The 23,160-nt window shown below is 69.1% G+C and carries 20 protein-coding genes and 1 tRNA gene; 12 read left to right on the top strand and 9 right to left on the bottom strand.

Features of this window, described 5'->3' with window-relative positions:
- Positions 1-13: 13 nt before the first annotated feature.
- The gene (locus VFA06_RS16500) at positions 14-1,627 is read right to left on the bottom strand and encodes a protein kinase domain-containing protein (protein ID WP_324841466.1); all 1,614 of its coding nucleotides are present in this window, start codon (positions 1,625-1,627) and stop codon (positions 14-16) included.
- Between the two features lie 105 nt (positions 1,628-1,732).
- Positions 1,733-3,079 carry a pyridoxal phosphate-dependent decarboxylase family protein gene (locus VFA06_RS16495; RefSeq protein ID WP_414639913.1) on the bottom strand — a complete coding sequence of 449 codons (1,347 nt, stop codon included), beginning with the start codon at positions 3,077-3,079 and terminating at the stop codon, positions 1,733-1,735.
- Positions 3,080-3,367: 288 nt separating this feature from the next.
- Between VFA06_RS16495 and VFA06_RS16490 the strand changes: the two genes are divergently transcribed.
- A complete protein-coding gene (locus tag VFA06_RS16490; protein WP_324841464.1) occupies positions 3,368-3,799 on the top strand; it encodes a (deoxy)nucleoside triphosphate pyrophosphohydrolase in 432 nt (143 codons plus the stop codon).
- 79 nt (positions 3,800-3,878) lie between these two features.
- Positions 3,879-6,380 carry a SpoIIE family protein phosphatase gene (locus VFA06_RS16485; RefSeq protein WP_324841463.1) on the top strand — a complete coding sequence of 834 codons (2,502 nt, stop codon included), beginning with the start codon at positions 3,879-3,881 and terminating at the stop codon, positions 6,378-6,380.
- Positions 6,381-6,497: 117 nt separating this feature from the next.
- Here the strand turns inward: VFA06_RS16485 and VFA06_RS16480 are convergent, their stop codons facing one another.
- Positions 6,498-8,993: a DNA topoisomerase IV subunit A gene (locus VFA06_RS16480; protein ID WP_324841462.1), complete on the bottom strand. Its 2,496-nt coding sequence runs from the start codon at positions 8,991-8,993 to the stop codon at positions 6,498-6,500.
- Between the two features lie 879 nt (positions 8,994-9,872).
- Between VFA06_RS16480 and VFA06_RS16475 the strand changes: the two genes are divergently transcribed.
- Genes VFA06_RS16475 through VFA06_RS16465 form a run of 3 tightly spaced genes read left to right on the top strand, consistent with a single transcriptional unit; the run spans position 9,873 to position 12,612 of the window.
- Entirely contained in the window at positions 9,873-10,499 is a 627-nt protein-coding gene (locus VFA06_RS16475) for a DUF5998 family protein (RefSeq protein ID WP_324841461.1), read from the top strand.
- Between the two features lie 4 nt (positions 10,500-10,503).
- On the top strand, positions 10,504-11,700 hold the full coding sequence (locus tag VFA06_RS16470; protein WP_324841460.1) for an alkaline phosphatase family protein: 1,197 nt from the start codon (positions 10,504-10,506) through the stop codon (positions 11,698-11,700).
- Positions 11,701-11,706: 6 nt separating this feature from the next.
- The gene (locus tag VFA06_RS16465; protein WP_414639909.1) at positions 11,707-12,612 is read left to right on the top strand and encodes a sulfurtransferase; all 906 of its coding nucleotides are present in this window, start codon (positions 11,707-11,709) and stop codon (positions 12,610-12,612) included.
- A gap of 10 nt (positions 12,613-12,622) precedes the next feature.
- Here VFA06_RS16465 and VFA06_RS16460 read toward each other — a convergent pair whose 3' ends face one another.
- Entirely contained in the window at positions 12,623-14,212 is a 1,590-nt protein-coding gene (locus tag VFA06_RS16460) for a zinc-dependent metalloprotease (RefSeq protein ID WP_324841458.1), read from the bottom strand.
- Positions 14,213-14,411: 199 nt separating this feature from the next.
- Between VFA06_RS16460 and VFA06_RS16455 the strand changes: the two genes are divergently transcribed.
- From VFA06_RS16455 to VFA06_RS16440, 4 genes are all read left to right on the top strand, one after another.
- The gene (locus VFA06_RS16455; protein WP_324841457.1) at positions 14,412-15,506 is read left to right on the top strand and encodes an NAD-dependent epimerase/dehydratase family protein; all 1,095 of its coding nucleotides are present in this window, start codon (positions 14,412-14,414) and stop codon (positions 15,504-15,506) included.
- 40 nt (positions 15,507-15,546) lie between these two features.
- Entirely contained in the window at positions 15,547-16,038 is a 492-nt protein-coding gene (locus tag VFA06_RS16450; RefSeq protein WP_414639907.1) for a molybdenum cofactor biosynthesis protein MoaE, read from the top strand.
- Between the two features lie 16 nt (positions 16,039-16,054).
- On the top strand, positions 16,055-16,255 hold the full coding sequence (locus tag VFA06_RS16445) for a hypothetical protein (protein ID WP_324841455.1): 201 nt from the start codon (positions 16,055-16,057) through the stop codon (positions 16,253-16,255).
- 78 nt (positions 16,256-16,333) lie between these two features.
- Positions 16,334-17,389, top strand: coding sequence for a YlbL family protein (locus tag VFA06_RS16440; protein WP_324841454.1), 1,056 nt, complete (start codon positions 16,334-16,336; stop codon positions 17,387-17,389).
- Between the two features lie 143 nt (positions 17,390-17,532).
- Here the strand turns inward: VFA06_RS16440 and VFA06_RS16435 are convergent, their stop codons facing one another.
- Positions 17,533-18,099 (bottom strand): PPA1309 family protein, encoded by a 567-nt coding sequence (locus VFA06_RS16435; RefSeq protein WP_324841453.1) that lies wholly within the window; start codon positions 18,097-18,099, stop codon positions 17,533-17,535.
- Positions 18,100-18,278: 179 nt separating this feature from the next.
- Here VFA06_RS16435 and VFA06_RS16430 point away from each other — a divergent pair.
- A tRNA-Met gene (locus tag VFA06_RS16430) sits at positions 18,279-18,352 on the top strand.
- Positions 18,353-18,419: 67 nt separating this feature from the next.
- Here VFA06_RS16430 and VFA06_RS16425 read toward each other — a convergent pair.
- The 3 genes from VFA06_RS16425 to VFA06_RS16415 form a co-directional block, all read right to left on the bottom strand.
- A complete protein-coding gene (locus VFA06_RS16425; protein ID WP_324841452.1) occupies positions 18,420-19,415 on the bottom strand; it encodes an alpha/beta hydrolase in 996 nt (331 codons plus the stop codon).
- A 123-nt stretch (positions 19,416-19,538) separates the two neighbouring features.
- The gene (locus VFA06_RS16420; RefSeq protein ID WP_324841451.1) at positions 19,539-19,796 is read right to left on the bottom strand and encodes a hypothetical protein; all 258 of its coding nucleotides are present in this window, start codon (positions 19,794-19,796) and stop codon (positions 19,539-19,541) included.
- A 477-nt stretch (positions 19,797-20,273) separates the two neighbouring features.
- The gene (locus VFA06_RS16415; RefSeq protein WP_324841450.1) at positions 20,274-20,783 is read right to left on the bottom strand and encodes a helix-turn-helix domain-containing protein; all 510 of its coding nucleotides are present in this window, start codon (positions 20,781-20,783) and stop codon (positions 20,274-20,276) included.
- Positions 20,784-20,880: 97 nt separating this feature from the next.
- Between VFA06_RS16415 and VFA06_RS16410 the strand changes: the two genes are divergently transcribed.
- Positions 20,881-21,444, top strand: a complete 564-nt coding sequence (locus tag VFA06_RS16410; RefSeq protein WP_324841449.1) for a PaaI family thioesterase — start codon at positions 20,881-20,883, stop codon at positions 21,442-21,444.
- A 261-nt stretch (positions 21,445-21,705) separates the two neighbouring features.
- On the top strand, positions 21,706-22,755 hold the full coding sequence (locus VFA06_RS16405; RefSeq protein WP_324841448.1) for a LacI family DNA-binding transcriptional regulator: 1,050 nt from the start codon (positions 21,706-21,708) through the stop codon (positions 22,753-22,755).
- 17 nt (positions 22,756-22,772) lie between these two features.
- Here VFA06_RS16405 and VFA06_RS16400 read toward each other — a convergent pair.
- Positions 22,773-23,160: hypothetical protein (locus VFA06_RS16400; RefSeq protein ID WP_324841447.1), on the bottom strand; the 388-nt coding region annotated here is incomplete at its 5' end.

Here is a 23,160-nt window from a genome sequence, read left to right as displayed (position 1 = left end):
GTGAGCGTGCTGGCTACGGCTTGCTAGCCACGTACAAGGTGATGAAGAGGATCCAGCCGAGCAGCAGCAGGCTCGCCACGATCGTCGCCGCGAGAGCCTGACCGTGCCCTACACCGGTCTTGCGCGCTTTAGACAGGCCGACACCGCCTAAGGGCAGTGCGACGGCGAGTAGGCACGGTGCGGCGAATCCCACCAGAGAGAGCACGAGCGCGGCGGTAGCGATGCCGTTGCTCGGCGGTGACGTCTGATACGGCGCATAGCCGTAGTGGACCTGTGGCGGCTGGTAGGGCTGCCCAGGGCCGGATGGAGGACCGTATTGCTGCGGTGGGTAGGACGGTAGCTGCGAGGATGACGGGTGGTGCGGTAGCGAACCCGGCCCGGACCGAGAGGGAGCGCTGCTGAAGGGCGCGCCGGAGTAGGAGCCGTTCCCGTTCTGACCCGAATGCGGGCTCTGGTAGGGAGTGTTCGGACGCGGCGGCTGTGACTGCTGCTGTGGCTGTGGTTGACGCTGCGGCGGCTGCGACTGGTGCGGCTGAGGAGCGCGCGGAGGCGTATTCGGGTGCGGCGGCCGCGTGCCGGGATGCGGAGGTGCGCTGGAGTACGACGGTGCGCTGGGCCGCGGTGGTCCGCTGGAGTACGACGGTCCGCTCGGCGGTGGCGGGACCAAGGGCGCGAACGACGGCGAAGGTTGCGGCGCCGAGGCTTGTGCTTGAGGCGAATTGAGCCCTGCCGCCGAGTCCTTGTTCAGTGCATCCGTCGCCTGCGCCAGGATGTCCGCAAGCACCGCGGTCGGCAGCCATCCGGGAAGCGGGCGCTCTCCTGGATGCGCTTCCAGCGCGCGGACCACGTCCGACGTCGTCGGCCGTAGCCGCGGCTCGCTGGCGAAGCACCGGCGCACCAGCTCAGTCAGCACATCCGGCAGTGCCGGATCCATGACCGGCCCGATGCCCATGGCCCGCGCGTACTGCTCCTGAGCTCCACCGCGTCCGTACGGCCCACTGGCGGTCGCCGCGTAGTGAAGGACCGCGCCGAGCGAGAAGACGTCCGAGGCGGTGCTGAAATCCCCGTAGCCGAGCTGTTCTGGCGCCATGTAGGGCGGCGAACCGCTCACCATGCCGGTCTTTGTCAGGGCCGCGTCGCTCACGCCGCGTGCGATGCCGAAGTCGATCACCTTCGGTCCAGCGGCGGTAAGCAGCACGTTCGCCGGTTTCAAGTCGCGGTGTACCAGGCCGACCGCGTGTATCGCCGCGACTGCCTTGGCGACGCAGGCCCCGAGGATGCGTACCGAATCGGCAGGTAGCGGGCCGAAGCGGCGTACCGCATCCTCGACGGATATGCCAGGGACGTACGCGGTGGCGAGCCAGGGCGTCGCGCCGTCCGGATCGGCGTCTACGACCTCGGCGATGTACTCATCGCGCACCCTGCGTGCCGCGGCTACCTCATGCGAGAACCGGGTTCGGAACTCGGAGTCGGCGAGCAGTTCGCCGTGGACGGTCTTGACGGCGACGGCCCGGCCGGTCTTTTCGGAACGACCCAGGTACACCCGGCCCATTCCGCCCCGGCCCAGCCTGGCGACCAGCCGGAACGGTCCAATCCGGGCGGGATCGCCCGTCGCGAGCGGCTCCATGACCCTCCCCCAGCGTGTGGAGGGTATTGAATCGCGCTGCGTCGGGGCGTCGCAACAACGCCTGCAACAGACTTCGGCGTACTACCCGTGCCAAACGGTGCCCTATCAGACCGTACCGAGGATTTCCTCGACCATTGCGATGGTCGTACCGGGATGCAAGAACGCGAAGCGCGCTACCGTCTCGCGCTCCCAGCTGGTCGGTGTAACGAACGCGACCTGACCCGCCAACAGCCGCCGCGACCACGCGTCATACTCCTGCGGCCCCCAGCCCTTGCGGCGGAAGAGCACCGTGGACAGCTCCGGCTCACGGATCAGTTCCAGATCGGGGTGACGGCGGATCAGGTCGGCGGCCTCGCGGGCGGTCGACAGCGCCGCCTCGATGGCGTCCCGGTAGGCGTTGGTGCCGTGCACGGCGAGGGAGAACCAGAGCGGCAGCCCGCGTGCGCGACGGGTCAGGTGGTACGCGTAGTCGGTCGGGTTCCACTCCTCCGGCGCGTCCGTGTGGATCACGTCGAGGTACGAGGCGTCTTGGGTGTGTACCGCCTTCGCCAGGTGCGGTTGCCGGTAAAGCACTGCGGCGCAGTCGAACGGTGCGAACAGCCACTTGTGCGGATCGACGACGAACGAGTCGGCATGCTCGATCCCGTCGTACTTCGCCCGCACACTCGGCGCGAAGAGCCCCGCTCCGCCGTACGCGCCGTCGACGTGAAGCCAGAGATCGAATTCACGCGCCGCCGCCGCGATGCCGGCCAGGTCATCCACGATGCCCGCGTTGGTCGTCCCGGCGGTCGCCACGACGCCGATAACCGGAGCGTCGTCAGTGTCACGCATCAACGCTGCTCGCAGATCGGCGCCCGTGAACCGGTGGTCTGTGGTCGGCACGAGGAGTGCCTCGACGCCGATGATGCGCAGCGTGTTGTTGACCGAGGAATGCGACTGGTCGCTCACCGCGATGCGAACCCGGTCATACGGCCCGAGGCCCAGCTTGCGTCGCGCCGTGTCCCGCGCGACCACAAGTGCGGACAGGTTTCCAGCCGAGCCGCCGGTGACGAAGCAGCCTCCGGCGCTCGTCGGCATCCCGGCCAGGTCCGCAATCAGCCGCAGCACCTGGTTTTCGGCGGCGATCGCCCCAGCCGCCTCCAGCCAGGAGATGCCTTGCAGCGAGGCGCACGAGACCACCATGTCGAACAGCAGTGCCGCCTTGGTGGGCGCGGCGGGGATGAAGGAGAGGAAGCGCGGGCTGTCGCATGAGATGACGGCCGGCGCGAGCTGCTCCGCGTAAACGGATAACACCTGCTCGGGGTCGTGGCCGTGTGCGGTCAGCAGGCCGGAAAGCGCGGCCTCCAGCTTCGCGCGCTCGCCGGGGTGGTCGAGCGGCACCGGATCGAGTTGCAAGCGCTCGCGCATGTAATCGAAGACCAGGTCGGCTAGACGCGCGTCATAGGTGTGCATTTGCTGGGCGGCCTCGTGCATGGTCCTGAGTATGCGGCTGGTTCTTCGAGGCGTCGAGACCGCCTCTCGCAACGATTCGCCTGTTCAGCTGCACTATTCCTGCAACAAAACGCACGCAAGTGCCGAATCTATCAACGATCCATTGCGCCGTCGCGCAAAGAATCATGGCGCCGATCACTGTCCGCGCCGAGCGGACAGCATGGCGTGGCGAATGTGGTTTATGTCACCCCCGTCGTTGCGGACCGTGGGCTCCGCGGCCTCCGGCGAGCGCGTGGGACGATGGCCGGCATGCAGCAGGAGAGCGTGCGCGTCGTCGTCGCGGCGGTGATCGAGCGGGACGGGCAGATCCTCGCGGCCCGGCGCACCGGACCGCCGGACCTGGCCGGGAAGTGGGAGTTCCCCGGCGGCAAGGTCGAGCCGGGCGAGGAAGACATCGCGGCTCTGATTCGCGAGTGCGAGGAAGAGATCGATGTACGGATCACGGTGGGGGAGCGGATCGGCCCGGAGTACCCGATCGCGGGCGGCTCGATGGTCGTGCGCACGTTCCTTGCCGCGATCGAGGAGGGCGAGCCGGCGCTGCGCGGGAGCCACGACGCCCTGCTCTGGGTGCGGCCGGGGACGGCCGAGGCCCGTGCGCTGCCGTGGCTGGAGGGCGATCTGCTGATCCTGGACGCGCTGGACGAGCGGGCGGCCGCCGGGGGTGTCATCCGAGTGGCCTAACTCGGTCGTGGATCAATATAAAGATCATACTTTGCGGGAAGGAGTCCGGGCAGCCAGCTCTCGATTCCCAGGACCGTACATGCCCGCAGCCTTCGACCGTTCGAAGAGCGCCTTGGATGCGTCCGCCGGCGACTCTTCGGCCGGCGCCGTCGAATCAGCCTGCGAGCCGGCCGAGTCCGAACCCGACGAACGGGCTTCGACACCCGCCGCCGAAACCAGCACCGAACCCGGATCCGCCCTCGCGTCCGACGCCGAATCCGATACCGAACCGGACGCCCCGTTGCGCTCCGTGCTCGGATCCCGATCCGGCCGAAACCTGGCCCAGCTCGCTGCCTCTGCCGTGGATCCGCGGCGGATCGAGGTCGAGCGGGCCCTGTTCGAGTCGCTCTTCGACCAGGTCCCGATAGGCATCGCGATCTACGACACCGAGCGCCGCTACCTGTTGGTGAATCAGGCCTTCGCCGACTACAACGGCATTCCGCCGCAGGAGCACATCGGCCTGCTCCCCGAGGACGTGAATCCGAACCTCGGTGATACCGTCCCGCTGCTCCAACAACAGGTACTCGACACCGGCGAACCGGTCGTGGACGAGCTGGTCAAGACCGCGACCCGCATCACCGAGCCGGGTACCTGGCGGTACTGGTCCATCTCCTGCGCAAGGCTGCAGACCGACGACGGCCAAGTCCTCGGACTGACCGAGATCGCGACGGACGTGACCGAGCGTCAGAAAGCCTCCGAGCGTGAAAGATCGGCGCACGAGCGCACCGCGCTGTTGAACGCCGCGAACAGCCGCATCGGCACCTCGCTGGACATCGACCGCATCGCAGCCACGCTCGCGGACGTCGCCGTCCCGCAGTTCAGCGACGCGACCACCGTCTACCTCCTCGACGCTGAGAAGCCGTCAGGTGGCGCGGAAACGGGGACCAAGCCCGTCGCTGCCATCGCGTACTCGGTTCTGGCGGCCGGCGAGTCTGCGGACCAAACGCTCCACATGCACGCGGTCGCGGTACGCGGGCAGACCGCCATGTCCGAGACCGGCACGAAGTCGCAAAAGAGGCGATCGCGACTGCGCGGAACCAGCCGCAGGTTTCCGCCAATCGAGCCCGGTACCGCACTGCACGAGTGCATAAGCAGCGGACGTGCGCAATTCCTCGATCTGGAAGACCCCGGGCGCCAACCCCTACACGCGCCCGACGCCGATACGCGTGGCCACGATGCGAAGGACGCTGGTCGCGCGGAACGCAGCATCGTCGTTCCGCTCAAGGCACGCGGCTCGCTCCTTGGGACTGTCCGGTTTGCCCGGGCGAAGCAACGAGACGAATTCACGCTCGTCGATCTGGAAACCGCGGAAGAACTCGCCGCACGCGCGGCAGTCGCGATGGACAACGCGCGGCTGTACATGCGTGAGCGCGATACCGCACTGATGCTGCAACGCTCGCTCATGCCGCAGCGATTCGACGCGGTAGACGGCACACAGGTCGCGTTCCGGTACCGGCACGGCGCCGCGGGCGCTCAGGTCGGTGGCGACTGGTGCGACGTCATCCCGCTGCCCTGCCGCCGAGTCGCGTTCGTGGTCGGCGACGTGATGGGCAGCGGCCTGTCGGCGGCGGGAATCATGTCCCAGTTCCGCACCGCGGCGCGCACCCTCGCCCAACTGGACCTGAGCCCGGCGCTAGTGCTGCGGGAACTGGACGAACTGGCCCGCTCGATGAGCGAGTCGCACCTTGCGACCTGCATCTACGCCGTCTACGACCCCGTCATCGGGGAGTGCACGCTGGCCTCGGCCGGCCATCCGCCGCCGGTGTTGGCCACCTCGGGCGGCGGAGCGGACCTGATCGGGCTTTCCCCGGGCGCCCCGCTCGGCCTCGGCGGCCAGCGCTTCGAGGAACGCGTGCTGACCATCGAACCCGGCTGCGCGCTCGCCCTCTACACCGACGGCCTGGTCGAGGGCCGGGACCGCGACATCGAGACCGGGATCGACGAACTGCTCGGCGCCATCTCCAAGTCGGCGCCGGTCGGCCTCGGCTCGGCGTCAAGCGCCACCGGGTTCGCCGTGGCCGACGGCCGCCGCCTCGAAGCCGCCTGCGACGCGGCATTCGAGGCGCTCATCGGGCCGCACCGCAGCGACGACGCGACGCTGCTGATCGCCTCGCTCGGCCGGCTCCCTGAGAACCAGGTCGCCTCCTGGGTGCTGACCAGCCAGCCGACCGTCGCCGCCCGAGCCAGGGAACTGGTGCGCCGCTGCCTGCACGAGTGGTCCGCCGAGGACGCGGTCGCCAACGCCGACGACAGCGGCCTCTCCCCGCTGGTCGGCGACGTGGCCGACGTCGTCGAACTACTCGTCAGCGAACTGGTCACCAACGCGCTGCGGTACGGCCGCGGCCCGATCGGACTGCGGCTGCTGCGCGGCGCCGACACGGTGGTGTGCGAGGTCTCCGACGAACTGGAGGCGGCGCCCCGGCTGCGCACCGTGCAGCACGGCGAGGAGGGCGGCCGCGGCCTGTACCTGGTCGACCAGCTCTCGCTGGACTGGGGAACCAGGACGACCGCGCACGGCAAGATCGTCTGGTTCGAGGTCTGACCAGGCCACACGCCGCGCTGCTCGCGTTCGGACTTGCTCTACTCGCATCCAGACACCTGCCCCGCTCGCGTCCAGACCTGCCCTACTCGCGTTCGGACCGCCCTGCACCCGCGACTGTCACATCCCCGGCGCCACCACGGCGATCGCCTTGCGCAGCGGAGTCCCGGAGCCGTCCCGACGCTGGTCGAGCGGCGGCAGGTCCACCGGGTTGCCCGCCTCGTCGGCGGCCCGGGCCGGAGCCGCGCCCGCCCACGCGAAGACCAGGGTGTCCTCCCCGCGCAGGAACCGCTGGCAGCGCACGCCGCCGGTGGCCCGACCCTTCGACGGGTAGAGCTGATACGGCGTCATCTTCGCGTTGCCCGCGCTGGTGCCCGGCAGCGCCCCGCTGGAGCCGGCGACGGTGACCACGACCGCGTCCCGTTCCGGATCCACCGCCGTGAACGACAGCACCGACGCGCCGTCAGACAACTTGATCCCGGCCATTCCGCTGGCCGGGCGGCCCTGCGGGCGCACTTGCTCGGCGGAGAACTTCAGCAGTTGCGCGTCCGTGGTCAGGAACACCAGGTCCTCCCGGCCGGTGCGCAGCTCGGCCGCGCCGACCACCCGGTCGCCCTCCTTGAGCGTGATCATCTCGAACTCGTCCTTGTTCGCCGGGAAGTCCGGCACCACCCGCTTGACCACGCCCTGCAGCGTGCCCAGTGCGACGCCGGGGGACTGCGGGTCGAGCGTCGAGAGGCACAGCACCTTCTCGTCCGCCGCCAAGTCCACGAACTCGGAGGCTGGCGCGCCACCCGCCAGGTTCGGCGCCCCCGCGGTGACCGGCAGCGAGGGCAGGTCGATCACGGAGACCCGCACCAGTCGGCCCGCCGAGGTGAACACTCCGAAGTCGCCGCGCAGCGTCCCCTCGACCGCCGAGACGATCGCGTCGTGCTTCGCTCGCCGCGCGTTCGACTCCGACTGCGACTCCGACTCCGCGTCGCCGTCTGCGGCGCTCGCGTCCCCGCCCGCCGGCAGCGTGATGCGGGCGAGCAGCCCGGTGGAGGAAAGCAGCACCCGGCACGGCGCGTCCTCGACCTCGAGCGGGACCGAGGCGGCCACCGGCGCGTCCGCGGCCTCGAGCAGCGTGGTGCGCCGCGGCGTGCCGAACTCCTTGGCCACCTGAGCCAGCTCGTCGGAGACCATCTTGCGCAGCAGCGCGTCCGACTCCAGGATCGCGGTCAGCTCGGCGATCTCCCGGGCCAGCTTCTCCTTCTCGGTCTCCAGCTCCAGCCGGTCGAACCGGGTCAGCCGGCGCAGCGGGGTGTCCAGGATGTAGTTGGCCTGAACCTCCGTCAGCTCGAACTGCGCCATCAGCCGCTCGCGCGCGTTCGCCGCGTTGTCCGAGGTGCGGATCGTCTGAATCACCGCGTCGATGTTCAGCAGCGCGATCAGCAGGCCGTCGACCAGGTGCATCCGGTCCGAGCGCTTGCGCCGCCGGAACTCGCTGCGCCGCCGCACCACCTCGAAGCGGTGGTCCAGGTAGACCTCGAGCAGTTCCTTCAGGCCCAGCGTGAGCGGCTGTCCGTCGACCAGCGCCACGTTGTTGATGCCGAAGGACTCCTCCAGCGGGGTCAGCTTGTACAGCTGCTCCAGGATCGCCTCGGGGTTGAAGCCGTTCTTGACCTCGATGACCAGCCGCAGCCCGTTGGTCCGGTCGGTCAGGTCCTTCAGGTCCGAGATGCCGAGGATCTTCTTGGCCTGCACTAGCTCCTTGACCTTGGCGATCACCCGCTCCGGGCCGACGTTGTACGGCAGCTCGGTGACCACGATGCCCTTGCGCCGGTTGGGCAGCGTCTCTACGTGCGCGGTCGCCCGCATTCGGAACACGCCGCGGCCGGTCTCGTAGGCGTCGCGCACGCCGTCGAGCCCGACGATTCGCCCGCCGGTCGGCAGGTCCGGACCCGGGACCAGCCGCATCAGCTCCTCGAGCGACGCGTCCGGCTTCTTGATCAGGTGCCGGGCCGCCGAGATCACCTCGCCGAGGTTGTGCGGCGGCATGTTCGTCGCCATGCCGACCGCGATCCCGGCCGCGCCGTTCACCAGCAGGTTCGGGTACGCCGCAGGCAGGACGTCCGGCTCGGTCTCCTGGCCGTCGTAGTTCGGGCCGAAGTCGACCGTGTCCTCGTCGATGTCCGCGGTCATCAACAGCGAGGCCGGGGTCAGCCGCGCCTCGGTGTACCGCATCGCCGCCGGCGGGTCGTCGTTGCCGAGCGAGCCGAAGTTACCGTGCCCATCCACCAGCGGCAGCCGCATCGAGAACGGCTGCGCCATCCGCACCAGCGTGTCGTAGATCGGCCCGTCGCCGTGCGGGTGCAGCCGGCCCATCACCTCGCCGACCACGCGCGCCGACTTCACGAAGCCGCGATCGGGCCGCAGCCCCATCTCGTTCATCTGGTACAACACCCGCCGGTGCACCGGCTTGAGCCCGTCGCGGGCGTCGGGCAGCGCGCGCGAGTAGATGACCGAGTAGGAGTACTCCAGGTAGGAGTTGGACATCTCCTCGGTCACGTCGATCTCGACGATCCGTTCCTCGAACGGCTCGTCAGTCTCCTGCGGTGCGCTGCGGCGGGCCATGGCTGCGCTGCTCCTGTGCTGGTAGGGATGCTGCTAGCGGCCTATTGTGCCCCGTCGCGCCGACAGCCTCGAAAAGCGGCCAGACGGGACGCGTATCCGGTCGTGTCCGAGTTTCACCGAGTGGCTCCGGCGGAGCCGGCGTCCAGGCTGTCAGCACCCTCCGTGCAGGTACGCGGTTGGCATTGCCCTGAGATGGGTGGTCAGCCGACAATCAGGGGCGGATCCCGTTGTCCACTCGTCCGGAGACTGTGAGGCAGAACGTGCCCGGCAACGACCACGATTTCGACCTGGAGACGAGGAAGCAGCGGGGTGGGCTGTTGTGGCGGGCTCGCTGCACGGGGTGCTCGTGGTCCAGCGACTGGTCGAGGGACGGCGACGCCGTGCGCCGTCAATACATGACCCACTTCGAAGAGATGCTGGGTACCGCTTCCTCACCTGCGTTCGGGCGCAGGAGCGGGCGGCGCGGTTCCCCCTGCGAGCGGTGCAAAGGTGCTGGCTACCAACCGTGCTTTAACTGCAACGGAGATCCTGGCGAGGGGATCTGGGCGTGTACCGTCTGCCAGGGGCAGGGGAGTGAAGAGTGTTCCCTTTGCGACGGCGAAGGCGTTCGCTGAGGGACGCCGTACCTCACCAACGTGCATTCGGACGTTCGCCGCGGTAAGTACGCGGTGTCTGCCGGCTGTGGATCCGGGCGCGACTGCCGTCGGGCCGGACCCTGCCGCCGCCGAATGCTGCGGCCGCGGCGCGAATCCTCTCATTGTGCGGCACTCATTCTCCTGCCGGGCACCGACAGAACCGCTTGGAACCGGCCGCGACGCCCCGGAAACCGGCCGACACCCGATGTACACGCGCGAGCCCTGGCAGTGCGAGGATTGGGCTATGCCCCAGAGAACCGACTCCGGCGCCCTCGACCCCGGTCTGCGCGCCTCCATCGAGCGCAGCGGCTACTACCCGGCGCTGGTCGCCGAGGCGGTCGAGACCGCGCTCGGCGGCGAACCGGTCATCAGCCATCTGGTCCACCAGGAGACGACCTTCGACGCCGAGGAGGTACGCCGCCACGTCACCGTGCTCGCGCTGACCAAGCGCCGGCTGGTGGTCGGCCACACCGACGAGCACGGCACCGAGCCGGAGCTCGACGGAGTGGACTCGCAGGTGGGCTCGTACGCTTCCACCTCGACCGAGACGGTGCGGCTCGACCGCGTCTCGACGGTCGTCGTGACCAGGGTGGTGGACGACCCGGCGAAGCACGTGCGCGGCACGCTCCCGCGCGAGGTCGTGCTCACGGTCGGCTGGGGCGCAGTGGGCAGAGTGGACCTCGAACCGGCCAACTGCGGCGACCCGCACTGCGAGGCCGACCACGGGTATACCGGCACTGTCACGGGCGACGACCTCTCGCTAAGGGTGTCGACCGGTGCTGACGGACCGGACGCGGTACGGATGACGCTCGAGTTCGCCCAGGCGCTCGCGGCTGCCACCGTCGAACTCGGCGCAGCTGGACGCGGGTAACGGCGTGGATGCGGGGGCGGCCGAGGGGGAGGCCGGGTTCGATTATCCGGCTTACGGCGCGGGCGCACTGTGCGACGTGCTGCCCGCGATCGGCGCCGCTCTCGGGGTGTCCGCGTCCCCGTCCACCACGACCACCGCCGACCTTTGGGAACTGCACCCGGTCCGCCGCGCGTGCCTTTTCCTGGTCGACGGGATGGGCAGCGAGCTGATCCTCAAGAACGCCGACGCGGCCCCCTACCTCGCGGCGTTGCTGCAGAACGGACCGCAGGGCATCGGGCCCCAGGGAGTCGGCCGCACGCTCACCGCCGGCTTCCCTTCCACGACCTCGACCTCGCTCTCCTCGATCGGCACCGGCCTGCCGCCCGGGGCGCACGGCATGCTCGGTTACAAGCTCATGGTCCCGGGGACCGGGAAGCTGATGAACTTCCTGAAGTGGGATCAGGACGTGGATCCGCTGCAATGGCAGCCCCGGGAGACGATGTTCGAGCGGCTGCGCCGGGCCGGCGTCGCGGTCACCCACGTCTCCTCGCCGCGCTTCGCCGAATCCGGACTGACCCGCTCGGTGTTCCGCGGCGCCCACTTCTCCGGAGCCGAGCCGCCGGACGTGCGGGCCGAGCGCGCGCTTCAGGCGCTCGAGGAGCCCGAGCCGGCCCTCGTCTACCTCTATTACTCCCAGCTTGATTTCGTCGGACACGCGGCGGGCGTCGGCTCGCAGGCCTGGCGCGATCAACTCGGCTACGTCGACGCGCTCGTGCAATGGCTTGCCGAGCGGCTGCCGCAGGACTCCTCGCTGTACGTCATCGCGGACCATGGCATGCTCGACGTGCCCGTGGAGCACCGCATCGACGCGGACACCGACTGGGAATTGCGCGCCGGTGTGGCGCTACTCGGGGGCGAAGCACGAGCCCGACACGTCTACGCGCACCCTGGTGCGGATCGCGACGTACTCGCGATCTGGTCCGAACGCCTCGACGGCATCGCGGCGGTGCGATCCCGCGAGGAGGCGATCGCCGAGGGCTGGTTCGGTCCCGGCGTGGATGCGGGTATGCGTGACCGGATCGGCGACGTCGTGGTCGCGATGCGCGGGGACTGGGCGGTGATCGCCTCCGAGCGTGAGGTCGTCGAATCCCGGCTGATCGGCATGCACGGCTCGATGACCGCGGCCGAACGGTTGGTCCCCCTGCTCGAGGTGCGAGGATGACGAGTTATGGCCCCTGAATCGGTAGACCGTGCGCCATTGATCTCCATCGAACGACTGGCCGAACTGCTCGGCGTCGGCAAGGAGAAGACACCGATCGGGACCGTGACACTGCTCGACGTGCGCTGGTCACTGACCGGTCCGCCGGGCCGCGACCTCTACGCGGCCGGCCATATCCCGGGCGCGCGTTTCGTCGACCTCGATCACCAGCTCGCCGGGCCTCAGGCACCGAACGGTGTGGGAGGTCGCCATCCGCTGCCTAACGCGGAGGACTTTCAGGCCGCGATGCGCGCGTTGGGCGTGTCCGACGACCGTACGGTCGTCGTGTACGACGCGGCTGACTCCACCTCTGCGGCGCGTGCCTGGTGGTTGCTGCGGTACTTCAGCCACTCCGACGTAAGGGTGCTTGACGGCGGATACGCCGCGTGGGCGGCGGCCGGCCTGCCGACTGTCTCCGGTGACACGCCGGGAACCTCCGAACTCGGCGCCGCGACCGGAGCAGGGAACTTCATCGCCGTGCCCGGCGCGATGCCGATCATCGACGCGGACGGGGCGGCGAAGCTCGCGGTCGAGGGAGTGCTGCTCGATGCGCGCGCCGCGGCCAGGTTCCGCGGCGATGTGGAGCCGATCGACCCGGTCGCCGGGCACATCCCCGGCGCGGTGAGCGCGCCGACCCGCGACAACGTCGGACCCGACGACCGCTTCCTGCCGACCGAGATCCTACGCACCCGCTTCGCCTCGCTCGGCGCCAACGGGATGAACGGCCGCGAGGTCGGCGTGTACTGCGGCTCCGGCGTGACCGCCGCGCACGAGGTGCTCGCGCTGGAGCTGTCCGGGATCAGGGCCACGCTTTACCCGGGCTCATGGTCGGATTGGATTACCAGCCCGGACCGCCCGGTGGCCACCGGGGAGTGAACCGCGGGGACTACTCGCCGCTCTTCTCCTCCCCGCCCTGGTCCTTCTCGTCGGCCGCCTTCTGCCCGTCCGCCTTCCGCTCGTCCGGCTTCTCCTCCGCCGTCAGCTGTTCGTCGTCTCCGAACATGTCGCTCAGCCCGGACATGTCGAGCTCGTCGCGGTGCACGAAACCGTCCGGGTCGTCCAAGTCCTCGGCGGTCGGGAGCAGGTCCGGGTGCGCCCACAGGTCGTCGCGGCCGTCGATGCCACGCGCATCCCCGAGCGAAGCCCACAGCCGGGACGCGTCACGCAGCCGCCGCGGCCGCATCTCCAAGCCGACCAGCGCCGAGAAGGTCTGCTCCGCAGGACCGCCCGAGGCCCGGCGCCGGCGCAGCATCTCACGCAGCGCGCCCGCGTGCGGCAGGTTCGGCGCGGCCGCCGCGTTGACCACCGTGTCCACCCAGCCCTCGGTCAGCGCCAGGATCGTCTCCAGCCTGGCCAGCGCGGCACGCTGCTGCGGCGTGTCGGGGGCGGTGAAGGTGATGCCCTCCTCGAACACGCTCTGCAGGTTCGCCAGACCCTCCGGAGACTGCGCGTTACGCATCAGCTCCTCAATGCGGCTCTGATCCACGGTGATCCCGCGCGCGTACGCCTCGACCGCGCCCAGCACGTGCGCCTTAAGCCACGGAACGTGCGCGAACAGGCGGTGATAGGCGACCTCACGCATCGCCAGGTATAGCCGCACCTCGGTTGCCGGAATCTCCAGGCCCGCGCTGAACGCCGCGACATTCGACGGCAGCAGCACCGCCTTGCCGTCCGGACCGAGCGGCAAGCCGATGTCCGACGAGCCGAGCACCTCGGTGGCCAGCTGCGCCAGCGCCGTGCCGACCTGGTGCCCGAACAGCGAGCCGCCCATCTGCCGCACGATCCCGGTGATCGGCGCCGCGGCCCCGGCCGCCGCCTCCGGCAGCAGCCCGCTCATCGCGCCGGTCATCCGCTCCGCCACCGGCTCGACCAGCTGCTTCCAGACCGGCAGCGTCTTCTCGATCCACTCGGCCCGGCTCCAGGCCAGCGCCCCGGTGGTGCCGGCCGGCAGCGCGGTCACCTCGTCGAGCCAATGTTCGGCCAGCCGGACCGCGTCCTCGATCGGGCCGATCTCGCCGGAGGTCGGGCTCGGGTCCGGCTGCGAGGCGGACACCGTGCGGGCGACATCCCTGGCCAGCGCCCAGTTCACCGGGCCCTCGCCGCTGTTGATCAGCGACTGGATGCGCCCCATCATCATCATGAGCATCTGCGGGTCGAACCCGGGCATCTGCTGCCCGAGCCCCGCGGCGAACTTGGACAGCGACTCGCCCATGTCGCCGCCCTCCGCCCCGCCGAGACCGAGCGCGCCCAGCAGCCCGGCCAGCGGGTTCGCCCCGGCCTCCGCGCCGCCCGCACCCTCCTGCCGGCGTTCTTGATCGCCGCGCTCGGCCTGCTCACGGGCCGCCCGCTGCTCGGCCTCCTTCGCCTCGCGCTCGACGTCGGCGCCGAGGCCCTCCAGCCCCTTGACGATGTCCTCGAACGGCACCGGCTCCGGCTCGTCCCCGCTCGGTGGGACACTTTCTGAGTGGTCGTTCACGTCGAACCTCTAGACAATCGTCCACACTGGAGAGGGACCCCCGGCGCAAGCGCGCCTGACGCGGCGCGCACGAGAAGCGGTGTTCACGGGAAGCACGGCCACTCAATCACTCGGGGATCACGCACTCTACGGATAGAACAGACTTTACGGTGAACGGAGTGTCCCGTCCCCTCACCGTAGTAACCATCGGAGTGTGCTTGTGAGTTCCCCGGCAGAAGGCGGACGGCGCCGTTCGGCGCGACTCACCGTAGCGGTTACCGGCGCGGCCGACGTCATCGGCGCGGCGGTGGCCGTCCGCCTGGCCGGGCACGAGGGCGTACGCAAGGCGGTGGCGCTCGATACACGCAGGTTGGACGCGCCGGGAGTGGTGTTCCGCCAAGCGGACGCGCGCGATCCCGGCCTGGCCGAGCGGCTCGGGGACGTGGACGTCGTCATCCACGCCGACATCGACACCTCACCTGACACGGACACAAAGACGCGCACCGCATGGAACGTGCGCGGTACGCAGACCGTCCTCACCGCCGCAGCAGCCGCTGGAGTGAGCCGGGTCGTCCTGTTCACCAGCGCCGTCGTCTACGGCGCGTATCCGGACAACCCGGTGCCGCTCGCCGAAGACGCACCGCTGCGCGCGGTACCGGACGGTTCGCTCGTCGGCGATTATCTGGAAATCGAACGATTGGCCGAACGCGCCCCCAAAGCGCACCCCGGCCTGTCCGTCACCGTCCTGCGCCCCGCCGTCCTGACCGGTCACGGCATCGACACGGTCTTCACGCGCCACTTCGAGGCGCCCCGGCTGCTCGTGGTCAAGGACTCCGAACCGTGCTGGCAGTTCTGCCACGTCGAAGATCTCGCCTCAGGCCTCGTGCATGCCGCGCTGAGCGACGTGGACGGCCCGCTCGCGGTCGGCAGCGAGGGCTGGCTCGGGCAGCAGGAGGTCGAGGAGATCTCCGGGATGCGCAGGATGGAACTGCCCGAGTCGCTGGCCGTCGGCGCCGCGGAACGCCTGCACCGGCTGCACCTGACCCCCGCGCCCGCCACCGACCTGCAGTACGTCATGCACCCGTGGGCGGTCTCCACCGAGAAGCTCAAGGCGACCGGCTGGCAGCCGCAGTACAGCAATGCCGAGGCGTTCCAGGCGCTGCTCGTCGAGATCGAGGGCCACCACGCGGCGTTGGCCCGCCGGCTCGGCAAGAAGGACGCGGCCGCCGGTCTCGGCGCGGCTGGCGCCACCGTCGCGCTCGTCGGAACGGCCGCCCTGGTGCGGCGCGCCCGCAAGAAGCGCCGCACCACCTGAGCCCCGCCACCCGCCAGGCCCTTCCCGAGATGATGATCTTATGTCTGCCAGTCCCACGCCCCCTGCTACGCCACCAACCCTCCACGACGATGAGGTGACCGTGACCGACCCCGTCCGTCTCATCGACGTACGTGACACCCCGCTGTCCGTGGACGAAGTGCTCCAAGCGGTCACCGACCGCCAGGCCGGCGGCATCGACCTGTTCATCGGCACCGTGCGCGACCACACCCCGGAACGCCCCGGCGAGCAGGTCACCGAGCTCGAATACTCCGCGCACCCAACCGCCCGCGAGCAACTCCTCGAGGTCGCGCGCAAAGTCGCCGCCGACCACCCCGGCACCGCCCTGGCTGCAGTGCACCGCGTCGGGAAGCTGCAGGTCGGCGACCTTGCCGTGGTCGTCGCGGCGTCCGCCGCGCACCGGGCCGAGGCGTTCGCCGCGTGCAGGGCCCTGATCGACACCCTGAAGGAGCAGGTGCCGATCTGGAAGCGCGAGGAGTTCCGGGACGGCTCCCACACCTGGGTCGGAATTTGATCTAGGCTGCCGATCCGTGCTCTCGATCCTGGTCTGGTGGGCCATCCCGGCGGTCGCGGTCGTCGTAGCGGCCGTGGTGACAGCCGTCGCGCGCCGCATCCGGCGCGCCCGCGAGGACGTCGGCACCCTGCACCGCTACCAGCGGGCCCGCCAGGTCCTCGCGCGTACCCAGCAACCCGCCCCGCCCCAGCGCCCCACCGTCTCCACCCGCGACTGACGCGCCTCCTCCCTCCTCCTCGCCTCCATTCCCCCTCCCGCCTGCACGCCCCCAGATCCGTGCATTAGGGTCGTTCACATGCCGCGCCGACGTACCGTCACGCTCGCCGTCTCAGGAGCTCTTCTCGCCGTCTTTGGGGTCGGCGTGTACTTCCAGCCGGTGCCTTACGCGGAGATGACCCCCGGTCCAACCTTCGACACACTCGGCTCGTATCAGGGCACGCCACTGATTACGATCACCGGTCATCAGACGTACAAGACCGACGGTCAACTGCGCATGGTGACGGTCGGCGTGTCGAGCCAGGACTACCAGATGCCGCTCGGTACGGCCCTCGTCGGCTGGCTCAGCTCCGACCAGGCGATCGTGCCCAAGGAGACGATCTACCCGCCCGGCACGACGCAGCAGCAGAGCGACCAGGAGAACGCGGTGGCGTTCACCGACTCGCAGGACGCAGCGATCACGGCGGCGCTCGGCGCGCTCGGCATCAAGCCCAAGGGCAGCGAGGTCGTCATCGCGTCGGTGAGCGCGGGCACGCCCGCGGACGGCAAGCTCCAGGCCGGCGACATCATCAAGTCGGTCAACGGCACCGCGATCACCACCGGCGGCGACAGCGGGCTGGCCGAGGTGCAGAACGTCATCCAGAAAGTGACGCCCGGTCAGCAGGTCACCTTCATCGTCTCGCGCGGCACGAAGCAGCAGACCGTCACGACCAGCACCACGAAGAACAGCAAGGGCAAGGCGGTCGTCGGCATCTCCGTGGAGAGCGAGAACACCTTCCCGTTCGACGTGAGCATCCAGCTCAACGGGGTCGGCGGCCCCAGCGCCGGCATGATGTTCGCGCTCGGCATCATCGATAAGCTCACCCCCGGCGGCGACCTGTCCGGCGGCAAGGTGGTCGCGGGCACGGGCACGATCGACGCGTCCGGGAACGTCGGTGCGATCGGCGGCATCCAGATGAAGACGATCGGCGCCCGCCGCGATGGTGCCACGGTGTTCCTCGCCCCCGCGGACAACTGCGCCGACGCGAAGGCGAACCTCCCCGCCGGCCTCGAACTGGCGAAGGTCTCAACCCTTCAGGACGCGCTCAACGCCCTGGCGGACATCCGCGCCGGCAAGACCCCGCCGAGCTGCTGACCCACCGTCACCCAGCCGCTCCTCCGCCCTGGCAACGCCGCCCCACCACACAGCACGCCCGCACCTGCGCACCCCCCGGCCCGCGCCCGTGCCCGCGCCGCCGCCTGCCCTGCCTTTGATCTCCGCCCTCTGTTCCCCCGCCCTCAATCCCGCAACGTCTGCGCCAACGCCTCTTCCAGGTTTGGCACAAGCCCAGGCCCAGAGAGCACCTCGTCGTCTGCATCCCGCGAGCGAAGCCTCAGCGCACAGTCCCGCGAGCCGTCCCGCAGCACCCCCACCGCGATCCGTACCTCCTGCCGCTGCGGATGCGCGGCCACCCAAGCGTCCAGGTCGACTCCGGAGTCGTCAGCAGGCATCTCCGCCTCAGCATCCGGCGGCAGCATGACCCGCTCGACCACCAGCGCGGCCCCGTCCACGGTCTCCGGCCACCCGATCCCGGCCAGCGCCTCGTCGAGTGCCTTCCCGCCCGGAAAGCCCTCCTGCTCGATCGAGGTGTAGGCCCGCATCGGCCCCAGCCCCGAAACCTCCACGGTCTCCGGCGCCAGCGCAGCCGCCAGCCGCGGCTCAGCCTTGATCAGCGCCGCGGTATCCGCCAGCGCGAACAACCGCGGCCCCTGGTCCCAGCCGTCGCGGGAGACGTGCTGCTCCAGCTCGATCAACGACTGCGTCAGCGCGGCGTTCATGGCACCCGCGGCCTTCCCGTTCTCCATGGCCCCATTCTCCCCGACGCCAGACCCCGCCGACCCCCGAGCCCGCCAATCCGCCACCCCACACGGCCACGACCTGCGCAAACAAGCCACCCATCACAGAACTCGTCCGCGCGATAGCCGCTTCGAACTATCCGATTTGCTTCCGCAGCGACCTTCGACCTACAGTAGAGACACACCGACGCGGGGTGGAGCAGCTCGGTAGCTCGCTGGGCTCATAACCCAGAGGTCGCAGGTTCAAATCCTGTCCCCGCTACATAGGTCAGAGGCCCGGAGACACAGTCTCCGGGCCTCTGCGCTTTGGTGTGTAGTCACTCGGCGGGTCACATGTGGAAGACGCGGTCGAGGAACGCGAGAGTTGGCTGCCACTGTGTGCGCATGAAGGCCGGGTCCTCGTGGCCTGCACCCGGCAATACCGTGAGTGTCGCCGTTGCGCCAGCCCTAGTCAGGGCCGCAAGCAGGTCGCGCGAGTGCTGCAAGGGCACCACGCAGTCGTGGTCACCGTGCGCGATGCGGAACGGCGGGATGGAGCCTGGCTTCGCGCTCGCGATGTAGGGGAACGGGTTCTCGGCCGCGGGGCGCAGGCCGGGCAGGTCGGTCAGCTCGCTGGCCCCGAAGTCGTCGACTACAGCCTGCACGGCGGCGGAGACGTCTGCGTTTCCCAGGCGCGGATCGTCGAAGACCGTGCGGCGGTCCGCGGTGACCCCCAAGATCAGCGCCGAGAAGCCGCCGGCTGAGTCGCCCCAGGCCGCGAATCGGTTCGGGTCTAGTCGGAAGCGCTGTGCGTTTGCGCGAAGGAACCGCACTGCGGCTTTGGCGTCTTGGGCAGCAGCCATCGGGTCCTGCGTTAGCCGGTAGTTCATTGCCGCGACCGCGTACCCCTTAGCCAGCAGCTCGGTGAGGTTGGGCACCTGCACTTCGACGATGTCGCGGCACGGCCCCGGCGGTGGCGCCTTGACCGCTGAGCCGGCGAATCCGGTGATCTGGCTCTTATCGCCGGTGCGCCAGCCGCCACCGTGGATCCAGATCAGTAGCGGCGCCGGGTGTGCGCCGGCCGCGGGCAGGTATAGGTCCAGCTGCTCGGCGGGGTCGAGCGCGGCGTAGGGCAGGTCGGACAGCGTCGAGGCCGCGGGGCCGGGTGTCGGCAGCGGGCTCGCGCTCGCGCTCGTTCCCGCGTTCGCGCTGGTGCTTGCGGTATTGCTGCCTTGCGCGGCGGGCGACGACGGGGAGGAGCACGCTCCGGCGAGCAGCATGGCGGCGGCCGCGAGTGCGGCGGACGCCTTTCGGCGCGCTGCGGCAGGGGAGGCGAACACGCTCATGGCGGCATCCTCAGAGCTCGTACACGCCCGCTGGGTCAGCAGCAGCTTAGTTGAGTGCCGGTAACCGTTCCATGGAGACGGCGGGCCACCGGCACACGTAAGCGGTATTGGTGCTGGTGCGGTTCAGCCGCTGTAGACGGGGCGCGCGACGCCGTGGTGGTGGGAGCAGGCACCCTGTATTCCGCCGGACATGGAGTACGTGCCATCGGTGCACTCGACCATGTACCCGTTGCCGTTGTAGAAGTTCGCGATGCAATCGAAGTAGCTGCACACTGTGCCGGCTGGCGAGGAGACGTAGCCACCTCGCCCGCAGAAGTTGTACCCGAACGGGTTCGGCGGCGCGCCACAGAGGGACGGCTTCGTCGCAGCAGTCGTATGCACGGGGGCAGGGGCCGGCGCGTGCGTCGTCGGCACAACTGGATTGGGTGCTGCGCTCGTCGCCGGAGCGGTTGTCACATCGGCCGCTGACGGTGAGTCAGAGGTCGAGGCCGAGACGTCCTGCGTCGGCGTGCTCTGCGTCGTGAGTTGCTGTTCGGCCGCAGTCGGTGTTCCAGTGCTGGCGCCCGCACAGCCGGTTACCGCAAAAGCGACGCAGAGACCGAGGATGCTCAGCGCCGCGCTCAACCCACTGCGCGATTTCCGACCCTTCGAACTGCTACCCGCCCACGCTAATGATCTGCTCGGCATTCGCCGACCCTCCCCTGTTAGACAAACGAGAAGCAGCGTATGGAGGCACTCGGGCGGGCAATGCGGTTTGGCTGACTGGGCATAGAACCGTTACCGCGCGGATACGGTGCGCGACGGAGTAGACGCCTGCCTGAGTTACCGCAGCTTTGGCCGCCTTGCCGCGTTGCCGCCTTATCGTTGCTCGCGCAGGCGGCTTCCGGGCCCGGGCTCAACGCGAAGCCGTGGCCGGTCGCCGAGGTCGTGCCCTGCCTCGCACGTCACCGAGATCCGGACGCGCTCTCCGCAGCCCGCGTGCCGAGGCACGGCAGGCGGCCCGTCCTGCGCCGACAGGTGCCGGTCGCCCCAGGCCATGACGGCGAGGAGGATCGGCACGAGATCGCGGCCGGCGTGCGTCAGCCGGTACTCCTGCCGTTCCCGCGCCCCGTCGACTCGATAAGCGGTGCGCGTGACCAATCCGCCATCGGCGAGCGCGGCAAGGCGGCGGGAGAGCACGTTGCGCGCGATGCCCAGATGCGTGACGAGGTCGTCGAACCGTCGCACGCCGTTGGAGAGGTCGCGGAGGATGAGCAACGTCCAGCGATCGCCGATGAGCGCGAGCGTGCGCGCGATAGAGCAGGTCTCGCTGTCGTACGCACTGTATGGCAGTGGATCGACGGCGGTGTCGACGGAGGGCGAGGTCATCCTTCAATGCTACAGGCTGAGTTGCTCAGGAAAACTCAGATGCTCTAGCGTTGCGGTACTAGCGAGTAACTGAGCCCGAGTGAGACGCGAGGCCGTGATGACCGAGACCGTGGGCACCGATGAGTCGGCAGAGGCAGCGAACATGACCCGCATGGCCGATGGGGACGGATCGGTCCTCCGCGAGCGCGCATACGCCTGGTCCGATCCGTTGGAGCTGGCGACGTTCGGGGCGGGACTGAGCGGCATGGAGCTCTTTGCTGCAATGGTCGAGGGTCGCGTGCCCCCGCCGCCGATCATGCAGACGCTCGACTTCTCCGGCTTCTCGTACGAGGAGGGCCGCGTCGCCGTCAGCCTCACGCCGCAGGAGTTCCATTACAACCCGCTTGGTTCGGTACACGGCGGCGTGTTCGCGGCGCTGCTCGACACGGTCTGCGGCTGTGCGGTACACACCAAGCTCCCCGCAGGCGTGTTCTACACGAGTCTGGACTTGTCGGTGAAGTTCTTGCGGCCGGTCTCGGTCGCGACTGGTCCGATCACTGCGGAGGGCGCGACGGTGCACGTCGGACGCCGTACCGCACTCGCCGAGGCGCGCATATTCGACGAAGCGGGCAAGGTCTACGCGACAGCCAACAGCAGCTGTCTGATCATGCGTCCTGAGTAGGCCCCAGGCCGCTAGGTTTTAGGGCGCAGGCGACTAGGGCGCACGCTGCTAGGTCGTAGGGCGTGGGGCCGTAGATCGATAGGGCGGCGCACGCGCTAGCCCGGGATCCAGTTCGCGTCAATGGTTAACACCCGACCATTCGGCAGACATACTGCTCACGTCGGTCCCGCCGTGGTCTCATGGAGAAAGTTGCGCACCAGCCATGGGCCGTAGGACGCGAGTCGCAGGCGCGGGACGCAGGGCGCCGAAGCAGAAGTAGGGATGTCGTCGATGGCCGGGATCAGGGAGCTAGCCCGCGAGTGCGGCGTGTCGGTCGCGACGGTTTCGCGGGCGCTCAACGGCCACCCCGAGGTCAGCGAGGCGACGCGGCGCCAGGTGCAGGAGACCGCCCGGCGGCTCGGGTACCGGCCGAGCCAGTCCGCGCGTGCGCTGGTGCGGGGCCGGTCCGACACCGTTGGGCTGCTATGGGACACCGGCTACGAGGCCACCGGCCGTCGGCATCCGTTCCTGCTGGCGCTGTTGGTGGGCGTGAAGCGGGCGTTGAGCGCTTCGGGACGGCACGTGCTCCTTCTCAATGTGGACGACCACCGTTCCGGAGACCGCGCTTATCTCGACATCGCGCTTCAGCACCAGCTCGACGGCGTGGTCATGATGGGTGTCGATGATCGTCACCCAGCGATGCAGACGTTATACGGGTCCGGATTCCCGTGCGTCGCTCTGGACCTGCCGATCGCTGGACCCCGCGCTACGTACGTTACGTCGGACAACTATGCGGGGGCTGCGGAGGCGGTGCGGTATCTGCACAGTCTCGGCCACCGCGAGATCGCAACGATCACCGGGCCGACAGACCTGCTGCCGGCCGCACAGCGTTTGGCCGGTTACGAGGACGCGATCCGGGAGCTCGGGCTGAAGACGCAACCCGAGTATGTGGAGACCGGCGACTTCTTCCTGGACAGCGGTTACTCATGTGCGCGACGTCTGGCGACGTTGCCGAATCGTCCGACGGCGGTCTTTGTAGCCGGCGATGAGATGGCCGTTGGCGCGATGCACGCGTTTGAGGATGCGGGGATCAGCATTCCGGGGGACATGGCAGTGGTCGGCTTCGACGACATCGAGGCGGCGAGCCTGGTTCGTCCCGCGTTGACGACGATCGCGCAGGATCCGATCGCGTTGGGTGCGGCGGCTGTCGCGGCGCTGCTCGCGTTGGTGGACACGCCGTTGACGAACGTGGAGCAGCTGGCGGAGGTGTCGGTGCCACGTACCGTTCCGACGCATCTGGTGGTGCGTCAGTCCTGCGCGATGCGGCGGTAACTGGGCAGGCCAGCAGCTCAATGAGCGCGGTAAATCAGCCAGTTGACGCACGGATTTGACTCGTTGACCTTCGGCTGCCTACTCTTCTCCGAGTCGCCGGGCGCTCTGCCCGAGCGGCAAGCCAATCGGATCAGCGGCGAAAAGCGCTGTGCAAATAGCGCTGAGAATGTCTGATAGAGTGGCGGAGCCGGAAACGGCAAAGAAAAGAAGCAAAGAAGTACCGAAGCAATCACTCGGTCGGTCTTAGAAGTAAGACTTTCCGGTGTGTCTGTTTCTTGAGAACTCAACAGTGTGTCGACATTTTTGTCTGTGATGCCATTTATGTTTTGGATGGCTGTTGTCCCGACCCCCGTCGGGACGGATGGCCAGGATTTCGAATGATTCTTTTTTGGAGAGTTTGATCCT

This window comes from Actinocrinis sp. (assembly GCF_035653575.1).
Taxonomy (GTDB): Bacteria; Actinomycetota; Actinomycetes; order Streptomycetales; family Catenulisporaceae; genus Actinocrinis.
This window is presented reverse-complemented; position numbering and strand designations above follow the sequence as displayed.

What these genes read in the sequence shown, in the direction of transcription:
- VFA06_RS16450 (WP_414639907.1), top strand. Translation starts at nt 15,547, where the DNA reads ATGTCTGCCAGTCCCACGCCCCCTGCTACGCCACCAACCCTCCACGAC.
- VFA06_RS16500 (WP_324841466.1), bottom strand. Translation starts at nt 1,627, where the DNA reads ATGGAGCCGCTCGCGACGGGCGATCCCGCCCGGATTGGACCGTTCCGG.
- VFA06_RS16410 (WP_324841449.1), top strand. Translation starts at nt 20,881, where the DNA reads ATGACCGAGACCGTGGGCACCGATGAGTCGGCAGAGGCAGCGAACATG.
- VFA06_RS16480 (WP_324841462.1), bottom strand. Translation starts at nt 8,993, where the DNA reads ATGGCCCGCCGCAGCGCACCGCAGGAGACTGACGAGCCGTTCGAGGAA.
- VFA06_RS16465 (WP_414639909.1), top strand. Translation starts at nt 11,707, where the DNA reads ATGGCCCCTGAATCGGTAGACCGTGCGCCATTGATCTCCATCGAACGA.
- VFA06_RS16425 (WP_324841452.1), bottom strand. Translation starts at nt 19,415, where the DNA reads ATGAGCGTGTTCGCCTCCCCTGCCGCAGCGCGCCGAAAGGCGTCCGCC.
- VFA06_RS16475 (WP_324841461.1), top strand. Translation starts at nt 9,873, where the DNA reads ATGCCCCAGAGAACCGACTCCGGCGCCCTCGACCCCGGTCTGCGCGCC.
- VFA06_RS16440 (WP_324841454.1), top strand. Translation starts at nt 16,334, where the DNA reads ATGCCGCGCCGACGTACCGTCACGCTCGCCGTCTCAGGAGCTCTTCTC.
- VFA06_RS16415 (WP_324841450.1), bottom strand. Translation starts at nt 20,783, where the DNA reads ATGACCTCGCCCTCCGTCGACACCGCCGTCGATCCACTGCCATACAGT.
- VFA06_RS16435 (WP_324841453.1), bottom strand. Translation starts at nt 18,099, where the DNA reads ATGGAGAACGGGAAGGCCGCGGGTGCCATGAACGCCGCGCTGACGCAG.
- VFA06_RS16405 (WP_324841448.1), top strand. Translation starts at nt 21,706, where the DNA reads ATGTCGTCGATGGCCGGGATCAGGGAGCTAGCCCGCGAGTGCGGCGTG.
- VFA06_RS16485 (WP_324841463.1), top strand. Translation starts at nt 3,879, where the DNA reads ATGCCCGCAGCCTTCGACCGTTCGAAGAGCGCCTTGGATGCGTCCGCC.
- VFA06_RS16490 (WP_324841464.1), top strand. Translation starts at nt 3,368, where the DNA reads ATGCAGCAGGAGAGCGTGCGCGTCGTCGTCGCGGCGGTGATCGAGCGG.
- VFA06_RS16495 (WP_414639913.1), bottom strand. Translation starts at nt 3,079, where the DNA reads ATGCACACCTATGACGCGCGTCTAGCCGACCTGGTCTTCGATTACATG.